Origin of the sequence: Candidatus Enterococcus ikei, assembly GCF_017316105.1 — a bacterium.
GTDB classification, from domain to species: domain Bacteria; phylum Bacillota; class Bacilli; order Lactobacillales; family Enterococcaceae; genus Enterococcus_L; species Enterococcus_L ikei.
Genome location: NZ_JAFLWD010000051.1, coordinates 1 through 15,031, shown reverse-complemented (window position 1 = coordinate 15,031; position 15,031 = coordinate 1). Strand labels below are relative to the sequence as shown.

Genomic DNA, 15,031 nt, shown 5'->3' with positions numbered 1-15,031 from the left:
ATACATTTGAGGACGCTTTTGCGTGCTACCACCTCTATTTAGCATCTATTCACATAGATACCCTCGTCAAGTACGTCGATCAATTATCGATTATACTCTAGCACTATAACGGGTGCATCCGTCGCTGTCTTATGAATTACTCACTCGAAACGCTGCTCAATGGCCATTTTCCAGATTTCGTCTATCGCTTGTTTTCAGCTACCCAAGCTCTCTGTTAGATATCGTTTCATCCGTACTTTCCATCTCATTGCTTTATTTATTTAATTGTTTGAAGAATCAATGCTTCCTTCGCTCGTCTCATACTGTTCACTATTTCATTATGAATATAAAAATAGCCCTCTACCAGCTTATGCTAGTAAAGGGCGAATAATCGCGGTACCACCTTTGTTTTAAAGTAATTCATCATTACTTTTCTCAGACCAAGTCTTATAACTTGTCGCTTTGATAACGGGTGCTTTCCCGAAGCTGCTTACTTATCAACAGCTTATCCTCGTGAGGCCATCTTCAACTCTTATGCGCTTATCTCTTTTCACCAACCGAGACTCTCTTGTAAAGCACGTCCAAATTTACTCTTCTCTTCAACGGACTGTTATTCTTTTGTTGTTACGTTGTATATTACTAGAAAATAAATTCCCTGTCAAACCTTTTTTTAATTTTATTTTAATCAGTGATTTTTAGCGGAACTTATTAGGTATTACTTTAACTTATTATCACCTCGAAAAATTATTGACAAACCTTACCATCTACGGTAATCTGTTATCTGTATTACTAATCTTGCCGCCTTAGCTCAGCTGGTAGAGCACCACCATGGTAAGGTGGGGGTCGACGGTTCGAATCCGTCAGGTGGCTTACTAGATAATAGGCTAGACAGAAGCTGATTTTCATAGAATTGTTTCTGGTTTTACCATTTATTCATGCTTAGTGTTTGAGATAAAAGTGATGTTTACTTTTATCTCAAACACTTTTTTACTTAAGATAGTAATTGGGATTAACTTGCTAGACTTTCTTTTTAAAATTTCCGAAAACAAGTATACTAATATTCAAGGAGGTTAACAATACATGTCTAATCATAAAAATCTAACTCTAACGTTTTATAACAAAGCTGATTTTCAACTTTACTATGAACTAACCAAAGATATTAGAGTCATGCGCTATATCACTGAAAAAGAAGAATCTGAAACTGAAGCTGTTGAAAATTTCAAAAAAATTCTAACCTACAATTCAGAATACAATGATCAAACTGGCTACTACAAAATCTTTGATCAAAAAACATATATCGGTTTTGGAAAATTATCTTGGGATGAAGAAGATAAAATCGAGGTTGGTTACATGATAGCGCCCGAACATTGGGGCAAAGGCTATGCAACTCAAGTTATTGCTGATTTAATGAACTTGATAAAACAGTCAAAAGTATTATCTCGCTCCACCATTTATGCCATTATCGATCCAAATAATGGTGCCTCCAAGCACCTATTAGAAAAATATGATTTTGTTTCCGTTTGGCAAGGAATCGAAGATGGTTTGCCTTCTGAACATTTAGTTTGGCGGCCTTAATTTTTTCTGATTATTTCTTGATTCTCTAAAATAAAAAAGATGAGGTTAAGATGCAACTAATTAAGTCGCATCTCAACCTCATCCATTTATTGGGTCAACTTGATTGGATTATTTTCCTGTAATCGAATCCCAAAGTCCACTGAAAAATCCTTTAATATTCTCCCATAGACCTTTAGACTTTTCTTGAATTTGCTCTTTTGTTTTAGACAAATCTAATTGTCCAACAAAGTCTTCAAAAATATTTTTATCCTTCATATCACTCATTAATGTCGTTAATTCCTTAACTTGATCTGACGTCATCACATCTTTGATTCCTTGACTTTGTAGCGCACTTTCAACAGTTTGCTGAATATCTGCTTGCGTCAAATTTTTACCATCGGCAGTTTTTGCAGCTAATTCTTTTTTCGCTTGTTCTTGTGCTGCATTTAAGGCTTTATCAGAATAGCCATCTTTGTCTTTATTTTCTTCTGTGATTTTAGATAGTACACCCATTTCATCTTGCGCTACGCCTACACGATCTCTATTAATGATCCCGCCAGATTCCTCAACAATTTTATAAACACCTGCTAACGCACCAGATCCATCGATTGGCACAGCTGAAGCAACAGTCAACTTAGCATCTGAAATTCCGGCTGTTAGTGCTGCATTTTGGTATTGTGCTTCTGTGATTTTCGTAATATTTTTAGGTGTTGCGATGTCGACAGAAATTCCTGAACCTTTTTTCTGTGTTTCCATCCGAACAGAGCTATAAACCGCCCATTCTGGTGTAAAGCCACCATCAGGAATAAAACTCATCAAATCTTTTCCTGTCGTTGTATATTGGGGTGTTTCACCTTTAATTCCTAATTCTTTTAAAGTAAAGTCCTTTTGCTCTTGAGTTAGTGCATTTCCTAATGCAACTGCATTGATTTGTAGATTTTGCTCAGAGCTTTGAGTTGTTTCTGTATTACTAGAACTTATTGAAGTACTTGACGCTGTGCTACCTTGCGTTGTTGCTAATGCTGTTTTTCCAGTGTATAAACTAGTAGAGATCAACAGTAATGCCATCGCTACAGTAAGTTTTTTTTGTTTGTTTTTCATAGAAGCCTCCTAAAAGATTTACTAGTTCTCTACTATACAACAATAGTTTTAGTTATTTCTTAAGATGAATCAGGTTTAAGAAATTTTTATTGATTTCTTTTAACACTATCATTCTACCACCTTCTTAAGATTTACATCTTCTAAAAAGCATTAACTTATTTTTTCAAAAAGTATCTCAAACAACTTACTCCGCTCAACAATAGAAAAATCAATAAAATCCCTAAAGCAAATTGTGAGCCAATAATCGTGCTTGCTTCATAAGTTCGACCTTCGACGTTTTGAGCAACTCCAATGATAACAGCAACTAAAGATGTTGCCAGTGCTCCTGAAAACTGTTGTAGTGTATTAAAAACAGCATTAGCATCTCCTTGCAATTTATCTGGCACGGCATTCATTCCAGTGGTCATCATATTGCTATAGGAAATACCGATCCCAATCATATAAAATACATGACAAGCAATCAAACCTGCCACTGGGCTTATGCCTAACATTAACAACAACAATGTCCATCCAATTGTCGTTATTGCTAAACCAATCAAAATCGGCTTTTTCGCACCGACTTTATCGAGTAATTTACCTGACAATGGGGAAAGAACTGCACCAACAATCGCGCCTGGCAACATTGCTAGACCTGAAACAAAAGCACTTTGACCCTTGACGATTTGGATAAAGTTCGGCAATACAAATGATGCACCTAAAAGTAAAAACTGATAGATCAAAAAACTAAATAAAAATAACCGAAAACTTGGATTTTTCAATACCGATAATTGGATCAATGGCTGTGCAGAAGTGACTGACCGTTTGTAAAATAAGATGAACCCACAAATACCAACCAGTAAATATAACCAGCTTAACGGTTTGCCTAACATACTTAAAAAAATCAAAAATCCACTAAACAACAAAACTAAACCTAAAACACTTACCACATCTAACGAACCTGTTTTCTTTATTTTTTGATTCGGAATTGCAAATAGTCCAATTCCTAATGTGACAATTAAGATCGGAATCAAAAATAAAAAGATATAATGCCAAGAAAAACTAGTTGTCAGCAAACCGCCATACGTTGGACCAATGGCTGGTGCAATTGATGTCGTCAACGTTCCAAGTCCCATCATCGTTCCTCTTTTAGCTAAAGGTGCATAGGTCAAAATGATGTGGAACATCAACGGCAAAGCAATCCCCGTTGCCACACCTTGAAAAACTCGTCCGACTAATAAAATCGCAAATGAAGGTGCCACAAAATCAATAACGATTCCTAACAGAAAAATTATATTCGAAAAAACAAACAGATTACGCAAGCTAAAATTTTTATGCAAATACGTTGATAAAGGAACAACAATCGAAATCATCAAGAGATAAATGGTCGTCACCCATTGCACACTTGCAGTCGATACCTGATATTGATCGATCAAAACGGGAAACGTCACGTTCATTGCCGTTTCAATCAGTACTCCTGTGAACGACATCACTCCAGTTGCTAAAACGGCTAATAATAAATGCATTTCTTTCTTTTTTTCCATGAAATCACCTCTTGTTAGTTTACACAAAAAAAGAGACACCTTCTAAATAGAAGTCGCCTCTTTTTCGACATATCTAAAATAAAGACATGCTTCTGTACGATTTTATGTTTTGTATATTAACATTAGTTTTCCTTATAGTCAAGAATTAGCTCACTCTTTTTCTATTCAACGTTAAAAAATTCTAGAATTATGATACAAAATCTACATTTATTCAGTTTTGATTATTTTAGACACGACCTAAAATCGAAGCAAGTTCACCCCTTTTAGTTTTCCACTATTGTTTTTACCTCTTGGATTGTCAGTGGTTTATCTGGCGTCCATTGGGCTTTTCTTTTTTGTTTTCCATCAATATAAAGTGCAATGGTCGGTGTGTATTTAACCTCATACTTTTCCTTAAACCTTGCCCATTCTTTGTCTGATTTTCGCAAAGCTGCCACATTCAAATAAACTAATTTATTTTTTATCTCCTTGTTTTGGTTTAAATAATTTAAAAGTAACAAATCAAACAAATTACAATCAATACAATCTGGTCTTCCTATATATACGAGCACTTCATCTTTTGCTGCTACTTTATTTTCAAAATGCTCAGGTGTGATAGAATCTAATTGGGCAAATATGTCAACTGACTGTTCTAACTCGTTTAATTGCTCTTCCTTCTTTTGACTTGTCAGCATTGCTTGATTGTATTTGTAATATGTAAAAGCCCAACACAAGGATAAAAAAACTATGATTGCTCCCACTATCAGTTTATATTTTTTCATGAGTCACTCTCCATGAACTGTTTGAAATCTTCCAACTCTTTGATCCCATCTTTTTTTTCAGTCATCTTTCCATCAACTATTTTAAAAAAAGTTGGTACTGTCACAATATCATAATGTGTAAGAAAATTTTCATCTACATTTTCTGGTTCACTTAAATCAATGCCTTTTACATTATACTTTTTTAAGTTATTATCTTGAAGTTTTCGAGCAAGCTTTTTACAAGAAATACAGTCTGTCTTATAAAAATAAACAACTGCATCTTCCTTTTTATCCATTATTTGTTTTAAATCTTTCATTGAAATCTCTTCATAAAAAGTTTCTAGCTGACTCAATTTTTGTTTTAAGGTAAATAACAATCCAATCGTACAAGAGATAAACAATAATACAACTATCTTTTTTTTCATCTTTAATAATTGGCAGAACAGCTAAATAATTACTGTTCCGCCACCTTTCTCTTTATATTTAAAAATTAATTACACTCCACGTTAATACTAATACCTGTTTTTGCCCAATTCCAGTTTCCAGTGAATTTTTTCCCTTGATATACGACACACCAAATGGCTAAAGCGGTTCCAATTACAAAAGCTAATCCTAGTAAAACTGCTAAAAAAACTAAAAACCAAGCATCATACTGTACAATTTTTTCATCAACTTTTCTAATCACACTCTCTTTCAACGACAAAACCATACTTGCTGACTGCATTACAACATTATTCATTCTTTTTCCTACTTTCTTTTTATTTTTTTTATCAACACTTTGAAAATGACCTTGCCATCTCCAAAGATTGGTAACAGGTTTATAATGTGAAATCCGTACAAAAAACTCAGACTTCTTAGCAATACATTATTATCAAATAAAGATAAACTATAGAAAATAAAACTAACTACCAAACACGAACCAGGACCAAGGAACGCCACCCATAATTGATTATTGTCAGAAAGTTGACTACTATCAATTTTTAATGAAAATCGAAAACATGTTACTTGAATTTCCATGCATTTAGCTCCCGCTTTTCGTGCCCCTAAGACATGCATATATTCATGCAAGAAAGTCGAAAAAATCACTCCTATAAAAAATAATATAAAACAATTACTTGTGAACTTAATCAACTCTATATCCCAATAATATAGCCCTATTCCTATCATAATTAACGAGTTTACAGTTACAAAAGCTATTAATAAACGAAAATATTTAATCACTATCAATCCAAAGGTCAGTGGCTTTAATTCATCAATTTTAAAAATCATTCGTCAATTTTTTTTTTCGTTCAAGTAAAACTTTGTACGTAACCTGACTAAAATATAAGATTGCAAACAGTGCTAAAATAACTATGATTAAGGGCTGATAATTTTGTGTTAAGCCAAAACTCATTGTTGTTTTTCCAAAAGAATCAGTCACACTTTTAAAAAATAACGTATTGAAAAATATTTTTCTTGTTCCATCATCAGAACTGCTAAATAAAACAATCAAGAAATTCACTGTCATTAAAACAGCCGTGAGTATTATCGAACCCATCAAGCTATTTATTGCTATTTTAATTTTTTCCATGTCTAATATCCTCCTGCAATTTTTTTAATCCGTTTAAACTATAGTAAATTGTTATTATGATTAGCAGTAACATTATCAATCCATTGACGATCGCTGGCCAATTAAAGATCAGCAAAATCACTGCCAAAACAAAGGTTATCGTTATTACGACAACAAAACCTACAAATACACTAAATGGATTTTCCCTTTTTGGCGGAAATAAAATTCCTATTAGTGTAAAAAGCAGAATCGATAAAAATAGAACAAAACAAAACGAAAACATTTCTTTTACATTCTTTTTAAAAAACAGTTCAACTAAAACAAATGGAATACTCACGATACCTAGGAACAGATACTGGCTAAAAATCAAGTTAAAATAGTCACAAAAAACATTGTATTCTTTTTTTGAATAATACCAGCGTATATTTTCTGTTTGAATAAACAAGTAAATTCCAACTATTGTAGGAATTAAGAAAGCTAAACTTGCTTGAATGTTGGTGAATAAAAGTAAATATAAATAGATGGTCAAACTAATCATCATATAAGAGTAATTTTCAAAATTTCGATAAAGACAAAGGAAATACAACTTAAACATATTTACTTTGTTTATTTTTATTTTTAAAGGTAAGTTCTTATTGTCCGTAAAATACTCATTGTTTGGTATGAATAATATGCCAACAGCCAAACAAAAGCTTATCAGTAAAAATACAAGCGACGTAACAAAAAAATTCGTCTGTTTCAGAATAAAACTATACCCTAATAAAACGTTCTCATTTCTTATATTATCTAAATAGTTGATCAGCATATTATCAATAACGATCGGATAACAAACAAAAAATATAGCTACAACACTTAATAAACTAAAAAATTGAATCAATGTTTTAAACTTTTGCAGATGTAAAACAATCACACACCAAGATAATAATGAGAAAATCAACTGCAAGATCAAATATATCGTGATACTTGTAAAAAATACATTTGCAAATATCTTAGCAATGTAGATCCATTGATATTTCATAATAAATGCAATCACAACACCTGAAGAAACAAGCAATATACAAATCATAGATAAAACTAGTTCAAATAATAATAATGCTGTATTTCTTTCTTGATTTTTAACTGGTAACTGAAAGGTCATTTGTAAAAATTGATTTGATTTCATAAATAGAACTTTTAAAAATATAAATATTATTGATGTCCACATCAGTATATTTCCCGTATATACATCTAAAATCAATTCAGCTTCTAGCTTTTGATTGCCAATTTCATTTAAAAAAAGATAGATCCCAATTGTAACTACACTAACAAGAGAGACAATAATAAACAGTAGCAATACACGAAACATTTTTTTCTTTAACAATCCAATATTGGTCACTTTTCTGACAAAGAACAAGTAGAATAATTTGAATAGACTAATAACTTTGGTTAATCTCATCATACAATTGCTCATAATCTATTAGATTTTTAAAAATGGTAACTAATCGTTCATTCTTTTCAAGATATTCTTTTGAGTCATATTTAATTACTCCTTCATTTAGAAGAAGGACTCGACTTTCAATTTCTTCTACTAGTTCTAAATCATGTGTGCATAAAATTGTAGCACCACCGTTTTTTTGATGGTTTTTCAGTAATAATTTACTAACTTCTTTGGCTTCAATATCTATTCCATTGAGCGTTTCATCAATTATTATTAATTTAGGAGCAATTAAAAACGCAGAAATCAATTGAATTTTTTTCTTCATCCCATGAGAATAGTTTTCTATCAATTGATGCACCCTGTTTTCCATAGCATAATAACTAGCGAGTATTTGTACCTTCTCTTGATCAATTTCTTTATCATATAATTCCCCAAGCATCAAAAGATATTCGTATCCTGTTAAAAATTCTGGTAAATAGTCATCACTAGGTAAATAGATTAAATTTACCTTTGTTTGAATGTCTTTGTTGTCATAACCATCAAAACGTATACTTCCACTTTGGAGCTCTAATAAATCGGTTACAAGTTTTATTAATGTTGTTTTCCCACTACCATTCGGACCAGCTATAGATAAAAAATCGTTTAAAGTCATTTCAAAATTAATATCAAAAAGAACTTGTTGATCGCCATAAGTATACGATACATTTTTAACCGAAAAGAAATCATCACTATCGATATCCGTCACGCTTATTCCTCCACTCTTTCACACATTGTAGTTTATTCACTAATTCTATAACCGCATATACCAATTACAGGAACTAAAAAATACTACGGTTAAAAAGTAACATTTATTTTAATATATGTAAAACAAAAACTTTAAAAAACAATATATAACATATATTATAAAAATAAAACACGACCATACCTTTGTTCTTTTTAATTAATAACGATAATTTTTTAATCTTATTATTCCTACATTACGCGAATCGTCCTGATCCTACTCATTGTTTTATAATTTAAATAATAATTTTATAATTTTTAAATATTATTGTTATTTTGCTTAAATTTCCAATGTAAAATAACTCTTATGTCTTTCATAATTCGATCTTTTTTCACAGCAAAAAAGATGCTGGTGTAATTCATCAACATCCGAAATTAACGTTTAAATTTTTTGTTTTACTTATAAAATCAGTTTTAATCTGTTGAATAATAATAGATTAAAATAATCCTTGTAAACGATATTCTACCATGTTTCGTCAGTTTTCCCTTGAAATCTAAATACATAAAATGAGCGGAAAACAAAGATATAACTATTGAAAATAATATAAAGAATACATTTTACATACTTATTCTCCAACACTCAAACCATTTTTAAACTGACACCTCTAAAAAAGTTCAAACTGGTATTAAAAATGCGCTGGATTTACCTTATTCCAACGGGCCGTTAGAATACTTGAATAAGCATATAAAAGTACTAAAAAGAAATAAAGATCACACTACGCAGTCTCTTATAAAATTAGAACGACAGTTAGATCAATATATTTCAAAGAAACACAATTATTTTGTCACAAAAAAGCTTTCGCAATTCAAAATAAATTCTGAATTGCGAAAGCTTTTAATTACTATTTATTTCGTATAATCCTTAACCAAGTCAATAACTTCTTCCATTGTATCGCAGTCATTCAACGCACGATCCGCAAGCTCAGCCATTTTCTTAGTGTCTAGACGTTTCATCAAGCTACGAGTTTGAAGAATAGATGTAGCGCTCATTGAGAACTCATCTAAGCCCATTCCTACCAATAATGGTACAGCCATTTGATCGCCACCCATTTCTCCACACATACCAGTCCATTTACCTTCAGCATGAGATGCGTCAATTACGTTTTTGATCAAACGTAAAATTGATGGGTTATATGGTTGGTACAAGTAAGAAACGCGTTCGTTCATACGGTCTGCTGCCATTGTGTATTGAATCAAGTCATTTGTTCCAATACTGAAGAAATCAACTTCTTTGGCGAATTTATCAGCAATTACAGCCGCTGCAGGAATTTCGATCATGATACCGACTTGAATCGTATCAGAAACTTTTGTTCCTTCAGAAACTAATTTTGCTTTTTCTTCTTCAAAGATTTGTTTAGCTGCTCTGAATTCTTTTAATGTCGCAACCATTGGGAACATAATACGTAAGTTACCATGAACAGACGCACGTAATAATGCACGCATTTGTGTACGGAACATTTCGTCGCCACGTTCAGATAAGCTGATACGTAAAGCACGGTAACCCAAGAATGGGTTCATTTCATGCGGCAATTGAAGATAAGGTAATTCTTTATCTCCACCGATATCCATTGTACGAACCACGACAGGTTTGCCGTTCATGCCTTCAAGTACAGCAGTATAAGCTGTATATTGTTCATCTTCTGTTGGGAAATCTGGAGAATCCATGTAAAGGAATTCTGTACGATATAAACCAACAGCTTCAGCACCGTTGTTGTGTACGCCTTCTAAATCTTTAGGTGTACCAATGTTAGCAGCTAATTCGATGTGTTTACCATCAGCAGTTACTGTTTCAGCATTTTTTAGTTTTTCCCATTCAACTTTAAGGTCAGCATATTCTTTGCCTTTAGCTTCAAAATCAGATTTTTCAGCGTCAGTTGGATGAATGATAACATCGCCATCAATTCCGTTAACCGCTAGAATGTCGCCTTCTTTCACTTTAGCAGTGATTTCTTTTGTTCCTACAATAGCAGGAATTTCAAGGGATCGAGCCATAATAGCTGAATGTGATGTACGTCCGCCAATATCAGTTACGAATGCTTTCACATACGTACGGTCTAATTGAGCAGTATCACTTGGTGTTAAGTCATGGGCAACCACAACTACTTCTTCGTTGATCATTGAAGGATTCGGAAGAGTAACACCTAATAAGTGAGCTAAAATACGTTTAGCAACGTCACGGATATCTGCAGCACGTTCTTGCATGTAGGCATTATCGTCCATTGCTTCGAACATACCGATATACATATCAGTCACTTCTTTTAATGCTGACTCAGCATTAACTTTGTTATCTTGAATGTTTTGTTTGATTTGACCAATCATTTCAGGATCAGACAAAACCATTAAATGAGCATCAAATACTTGAGCTTCTTCTTCACCAAGGCTTTGCGCTGCTTTTTCTCTGATTGCTTGCAACTCAGTCGTAGATTTTGCTAAAGCATCATCTAAACGACTTTCTTCTGCTGATGTATCATCAACAGATTTTTTGTCGAAAGACAAATCAGGTTGAACTAACAGGTAAGCTTTAGCGATAGCAACACCATCACTTGCGGCAATTCCTTTTAGCATTTCAGACATTATTCTGACAATCCTTCTTTTTGCATTGTGTCTACGATTGCTGCTAATGCATCAGCTTCGTCAACACCGTCAACTGAGATAGTTACGTCTGAACCTTGGCCAACGCCTAATGACATAACGCCCATGATTGATTTAAGATTAACAGATTTACCTTTGTATTCTAAGTTAATATCTGAGTTAAATTTACTTGCAGTTTGTACTAATAATGTAGCTGGACGAGCGTGAATCCCTGTTTCTGCTACGATGTGAAATTCTTTCTTTTCCATATGAATCGGTCTCCTTCGTAAGTAAAATAATTTTTTATGTTAGGGTTTTCCTTTCTTAACACGTTTCAAATGAAACTAGAATCTGGATAATACCCTTTCAATTTTTAAGATTACCATTTTTTGTGAGCAGTTACAACACTTTTCATCTATTTTTTATCGAATCAAAAAATCAATTAACTCTCTTCTTTCATATAATGATATATAATTCGTCCATTTAATCCAGCTTCACCGACAATCGACATCCGATCAGGCAAATTTTTCCAAACCTCTCTAAAGGTAGTAAAATCTTTTGGTTCTACGATAAGTTCCGAAATAGCCCCTTCTTGTAAGGCTTTGATTTGTTCTTCAAATGGATTTTCATACATCTATTTATCACAGCTTTCACTTTTATTTTTTACCTGTAGATATTGTATGACAAAAATAGATAATTGTCTAAATTATTCTCATTAATCATATAATAAAAAATTAATAATTTTAAAAAATAAGATTCTTTCAGAATATAAGTAAATTAAATTTATAATATCAAATTTTTTAGCCTACATATTCCCTGTCATTTAGAGTTCAATTGCTTGATTCTTGTTAAAAAGATGCTATAATATTCTCAAAGGTCAAAAATGGTCAGCAGACTATTTGACTTTATTCAAATGACTTTGATACACGATTTGTCTTATTATGAAAGGACGTGTTTTATCCTATGATCTGTCAAAATTGTCAACAAAATCCAGCAACGATCCATTTATATGCAAATGTTAATGGCCAAAGAAAACAATTGGACTATTGCCAAAGTTGCTATCAAAAATTAAAAGCACAAGCAAATGATACTCAACCAACAATGTCTCAACAAGATCCATTTGGTTTTGGAAGTTTAGATGATCTATACCGCTCATTATCTCGTCAAATGCAAGAACAACAAGGGAATCCTAATGGTCAAACACCACCCACTCAATTTGGGGATGGTAACGGCTTTAATGGCGGACAACCACCAAGAGGTAACTCAGGACAAGGCAATGGCTTATTAGGGGAATATGGTATCAATATTACAGAAGCTGCCCGAAATGGTGATATCGATCCAGTCGTGGGACGTGATGAAGAAATCAAACGTGTCATCGAAATCTTAAACCGTCGAACAAAAAACAACCCTGTTTTAATTGGTGAACCTGGTGTGGGTAAAACTGCTGTTGTCGAAGGTCTTGCTCAAAAAATCGTTGATGGAGATGTACCGCAAAAATTATTGGACAAAGAAGTTATTCGTTTAGATGTGGTTTCACTCGTTCAAGGTACAGGAATTCGCGGTCAGTTTGAAGAACGAATGCAAAAATTGATTGAAGAAATCAAACAAGCTGAAAATGTGATTCTCTTCATTGATGAAGTTCATGAAATCGTCGGAGCTGGTTCAGCTGGTGACGGCAATATGGACGCTGGCAATATTTTGAAACCTGCTTTAGCTCGTGGTGAGCTACAAATGGTTGGTGCAACAACTCTGAATGAATACCGTATCATTGAAAAAGATGCTGCTTTAGAGCGTCGGATGCAGCCAGTTCGTGTTGACGAACCCACTGTAGATGAAACAATTGCTATTCTAAACGGCTTGCAAAAACGTTATGAAGATTATCATCATGTAAAATATACGGATGAAGCAATCAAAGCGGCTGCAACTTTATCAAATCGTTACATTCAAGATCGTTTCTTACCAGATAAAGCTATCGATCTGTTAGATGAATCTGGTTCTAAAATGAATTTAACGATCCAAATCGTTGATCCAAAAACAATCGAAAAGAAATTGGTAGATGCTGAACAACAAAAGCAACAAGCTTCTGCAGAAGAAGATTTTGAAAAAGCGGCTTACTACCGTGATCAAATCAATAAACTTCAAGCAATGAAGGAAAAACAAATCAGTGATGAAGAAACACCAGTGATTGATGAAAAAAATATTGAAGCGATCGTAGAACAAAAGACAGGCATCCCTGTCGGTGATTTGAAAGAAAAAGAACAAACACAATTGAAAAACTTAGCTATCGACTTAAAAAATCATGTGGTTGGACAAGACGATGCAGTTGATAAAGTATCAAAAGCCATTCGCCGCAACCGCGTAGGCTTAGGCAAACAAAATCGCCCAATTGGCTCCTTCCTATTTGTAGGACCAACTGGTGTCGGCAAGACCGAATTGGCTAAACAATTAGCCTTCGAATTATTTGGCTCAGAAGATTCAATGATTCGTTTTGATATGAGTGAATACATGGAAAAACACAGTGTATCTAAATTAATCGGTTCACCTCCAGGTTATGTTGGGTACGATGAAGCTGGACAATTAACTGAGAAAGTTCGTCGTAATCCATACAGCTTGATTTTATTAGATGAAATCGAAAAAGCACATCCAGATGTTTTACACATGTTCTTACAAATTCTTGATGACGGTCGTTTAACAGATGCCCAAGGTAGAACAGTCAGCTTTAAAGATACAATCATCATCATGACAAGTAACGCTGGTACTGGCAATGTAGAAGCAAACGTTGGTTTCGGCGCGGCTCGTGAAGGAATCACCAAATCTGTTTTAGGACAATTAAACAATTTCTTTACCCCTGAATTCTTGAACCGTTTTGATGGAATCATTGAATTCAAAGCATTGAGCAAAGAAAACTTGATGAACATTGTTGGCTTGATGTTAGATGAAGTCAATAGCTTACTTGCTCATCAAAAAATCCATATCGATGTACCAACAGAGGTTAAAGAAAAACTAGTTGATTTAGGCTACGATCCTGCAATGGGAGCTCGACCATTACGTCGAACCATTCAAGAACAAATCGAAGATGGGATTGCTGAATATTTCCTAGATCATCCAGAAGAACATCAATTAATTGCTAAGCTAGATGAGGATGGAAAAATTATTGTTACTAGCGAAACAGCTGTAGTCCCTAGTGATACTAGCGAATCAACTTTAGAAGAAGAATAAAAAGTGAAGTCAATCAGGCAAACTGATTGACTTTTTTGTGTTTTCCAAGACAAATTTCTTTTTATTTAAGCTAAAAAAATTTATAATTAAAATGTATAGATTTTATATCAACTTTTAAAGAAGACTATTCCAGCTTTTTGAATCTGTGAATAATCTGTTTTTTATTATCAATGTAAAAAAATAATGAATCAAACCGAGGTGATAAAAATGAAATTAGTCAATGTAACCAACAGCTACAAAGAGTTAGTCAATAAACAACTAGAAAATACCGATGCATACTTTGTCAAAGTTTATTCAGCGGGTAACACGACCGTCGTTTATACAGAAGCTGCTCAACATGCTGAAATAGTGGTTGTAAATAAAAAACGTGCCATTCGTAAAACAGAAATCAATGAAATCCTTGCGTATTTCTTGAAGCGCATTCCAAAAGAAAAATATGACCGCAATCAAATTTCGATCATTGAATTGAAAGATGTCATAGAAATTTCGATTCCAATCCTCTCAGCACTTGTTGAAAATTGAGTAATCGTACCGAAAGAGTTACTTCTGCTCCCACCGTTTATTCGAGTATAGAACCCGAGACAAAATGAGGTGACCCCCA

General features: G+C 33.4%; 14 protein-coding genes, 1 tRNA gene, 1 pseudogene and 2 other annotated features. Of the genes and pseudogenes, 5 read left to right on the top strand and 11 right to left on the bottom strand.

Translation table 11 applies throughout. The annotated features are described in order from the left end of the window. Positions 1 to 5 precede the first annotated feature (5 nt). Positions 6 to 257 (bottom strand) — a binding site (T-box leader). Positions 258 to 355: 98 nt separating this feature from the next. Next, positions 356 to 591 (bottom strand) — a binding site (T-box leader). Between the two features lie 185 nt (positions 592 to 776). After that, positions 777 to 849: transfer RNA gene (locus tag JZO69_RS15930), tRNA-Thr, on the top strand. Between the two features lie 210 nt (positions 850 to 1,059). Further along, entirely contained in the window at positions 1,060 to 1,554 is a 495-nt protein-coding gene (locus JZO69_RS15925; RefSeq protein WP_207113808.1) for a GNAT family N-acetyltransferase, read from the top strand. A 108-nt stretch (positions 1,555 to 1,662) separates the two neighbouring features. Here JZO69_RS15925 and JZO69_RS15920 read toward each other — a convergent pair whose 3' ends face one another. From JZO69_RS15920 to JZO69_RS15885, 8 genes are all read right to left on the bottom strand, one after another. Further along, positions 1,663 to 2,634, bottom strand: a complete 972-nt coding sequence (locus JZO69_RS15920; protein ID WP_207113807.1) for a DUF1002 domain-containing protein — start codon at positions 2,632 to 2,634, stop codon at positions 1,663 to 1,665. Between the two features lie 155 nt (positions 2,635 to 2,789). Further along, on the bottom strand, positions 2,790 to 4,154 hold the full coding sequence (locus tag JZO69_RS15915; protein ID WP_207113806.1) for an MDR family MFS transporter: 1,365 nt from the start codon (positions 4,152 to 4,154) through the stop codon (positions 2,790 to 2,792). Positions 4,155 to 4,417: 263 nt separating this feature from the next. Beyond that, positions 4,418 to 4,915: a DUF6568 family protein gene (locus JZO69_RS15910; protein WP_207113805.1), complete on the bottom strand. Its 498-nt coding sequence runs from the start codon at positions 4,913 to 4,915 to the stop codon at positions 4,418 to 4,420. Beyond that, on the bottom strand, positions 4,912 to 5,211 hold the full coding sequence (locus JZO69_RS15905) for a thioredoxin family protein (protein WP_207113804.1): 300 nt from the start codon (positions 5,209 to 5,211) through the stop codon (positions 4,912 to 4,914). The genes JZO69_RS15910 and JZO69_RS15905 overlap by 4 nt, the downstream gene beginning before the upstream one ends. Before the next feature lie 173 nt (positions 5,212 to 5,384). Then, entirely contained in the window at positions 5,385 to 5,633 is a 249-nt protein-coding gene (locus JZO69_RS15900; RefSeq protein WP_207113803.1) for a hypothetical protein, read from the bottom strand. 519 nt (positions 5,634 to 6,152) lie between these two features. Then, positions 6,153 to 6,464, bottom strand: a complete 312-nt coding sequence (locus JZO69_RS15895) for a hypothetical protein (protein WP_207113802.1) — start codon at positions 6,462 to 6,464, stop codon at positions 6,153 to 6,155. Continuing rightward, positions 6,451 to 7,878 (bottom strand): hypothetical protein, encoded by a 1,428-nt coding sequence (locus JZO69_RS15890; RefSeq protein ID WP_207113801.1) that lies wholly within the window; start codon positions 7,876 to 7,878, stop codon positions 6,451 to 6,453. Before JZO69_RS15890 ends, JZO69_RS15895 begins: the two co-directional genes overlap by 14 nt. Next, positions 7,856 to 8,605: an ATP-binding cassette domain-containing protein gene (locus JZO69_RS15885; protein WP_207113800.1), complete on the bottom strand. Its 750-nt coding sequence runs from the start codon at positions 8,603 to 8,605 to the stop codon at positions 7,856 to 7,858. Before JZO69_RS15885 ends, JZO69_RS15890 begins: the two co-directional genes overlap by 23 nt. Positions 8,606 to 9,241: 636 nt before the next feature. Here JZO69_RS15885 and JZO69_RS16900 point away from each other — a divergent pair. Beyond that, positions 9,242 to 9,346, top strand: a pseudogene (locus JZO69_RS16900) (transposase); the annotation flags it as partial. A gap of 140 nt (positions 9,347 to 9,486) precedes the next feature. On the opposite strand, the gene ptsP reads toward JZO69_RS16900, so the two are convergent. The 3 genes from ptsP to JZO69_RS15865 form a co-directional block, all read right to left on the bottom strand. Continuing rightward, a complete protein-coding gene (ptsP, locus tag JZO69_RS15875; protein ID WP_207113799.1) occupies positions 9,487 to 11,214 on the bottom strand; it encodes a phosphoenolpyruvate--protein phosphotransferase in 1,728 nt (575 codons plus the stop codon). Further along, positions 11,214 to 11,480 (bottom strand): phosphocarrier protein HPr, encoded by a 267-nt coding sequence (locus JZO69_RS15870; RefSeq protein ID WP_010760596.1) that lies wholly within the window; start codon positions 11,478 to 11,480, stop codon positions 11,214 to 11,216. Before JZO69_RS15870 ends, ptsP begins: the two co-directional genes overlap by 1 nt. Positions 11,481 to 11,653: 173 nt before the next feature. Next, positions 11,654 to 11,845 carry a hypothetical protein gene (locus JZO69_RS15865; protein ID WP_207113798.1) on the bottom strand — a complete coding sequence of 64 codons (192 nt, stop codon included), beginning with the start codon at positions 11,843 to 11,845 and terminating at the stop codon, positions 11,654 to 11,656. 329 nt (positions 11,846 to 12,174) lie between these two features. Between JZO69_RS15865 and JZO69_RS15860 the strand changes: the two genes are divergently transcribed. Beyond that, positions 12,175 to 14,430: an ATP-dependent Clp protease ATP-binding subunit gene (locus JZO69_RS15860; protein ID WP_207113797.1), complete on the top strand. Its 2,256-nt coding sequence runs from the start codon at positions 12,175 to 12,177 to the stop codon at positions 14,428 to 14,430. A 207-nt stretch (positions 14,431 to 14,637) separates the two neighbouring features. After that, on the top strand, positions 14,638 to 14,952 hold the full coding sequence (locus JZO69_RS15855; protein ID WP_207113796.1) for a DUF1827 family protein: 315 nt from the start codon (positions 14,638 to 14,640) through the stop codon (positions 14,950 to 14,952). Positions 14,953 to 15,031 lie beyond the last annotated feature (79 nt).

Excerpts from the sequence above, each read along its gene's own strand:
- JZO69_RS15925 (WP_207113808.1), top strand. The coding sequence starts at position 1,060 with ATGTCTAATCATAAAAATCTAACTCTAACGTTTTATAACAAAGCTGAT.
- JZO69_RS15920 (WP_207113807.1), bottom strand. The coding sequence starts at position 2,634 with ATGAAAAACAAACAAAAAAAACTTACTGTAGCGATGGCATTACTGTTG.
- JZO69_RS15915 (WP_207113806.1), bottom strand. The coding sequence starts at position 4,154 with ATGGAAAAAAAGAAAGAAATGCATTTATTATTAGCCGTTTTAGCAACT.
- JZO69_RS15910 (WP_207113805.1), bottom strand. The coding sequence starts at position 4,915 with ATGAAAAAATATAAACTGATAGTGGGAGCAATCATAGTTTTTTTATCC.
- JZO69_RS15905 (WP_207113804.1), bottom strand. The coding sequence starts at position 5,211 with ATGAAAGATTTAAAACAAATAATGGATAAAAAGGAAGATGCAGTTGTT.
- JZO69_RS15900 (WP_207113803.1), bottom strand. The coding sequence starts at position 5,633 with ATGAATAATGTTGTAATGCAGTCAGCAAGTATGGTTTTGTCGTTGAAA.
- JZO69_RS15895 (WP_207113802.1), bottom strand. The coding sequence starts at position 6,464 with ATGGAAAAAATTAAAATAGCAATAAATAGCTTGATGGGTTCGATAATA.
- JZO69_RS15890 (WP_207113801.1), bottom strand. The coding sequence starts at position 7,878 with ATGAGATTAACCAAAGTTATTAGTCTATTCAAATTATTCTACTTGTTC.
- ptsP (WP_207113799.1), bottom strand. The coding sequence starts at position 11,214 with ATGTCTGAAATGCTAAAAGGAATTGCCGCAAGTGATGGTGTTGCTATC.
- JZO69_RS15870 (WP_010760596.1), bottom strand. The coding sequence starts at position 11,480 with ATGGAAAAGAAAGAATTTCACATCGTAGCAGAAACAGGGATTCACGCT.
- JZO69_RS15865 (WP_207113798.1), bottom strand. The coding sequence starts at position 11,845 with ATGTATGAAAATCCATTTGAAGAACAAATCAAAGCCTTACAAGAAGGG.
- JZO69_RS15860 (WP_207113797.1), top strand. The coding sequence starts at position 12,175 with ATGATCTGTCAAAATTGTCAACAAAATCCAGCAACGATCCATTTATAT.
- JZO69_RS15855 (WP_207113796.1), top strand. The coding sequence starts at position 14,638 with ATGAAATTAGTCAATGTAACCAACAGCTACAAAGAGTTAGTCAATAAA.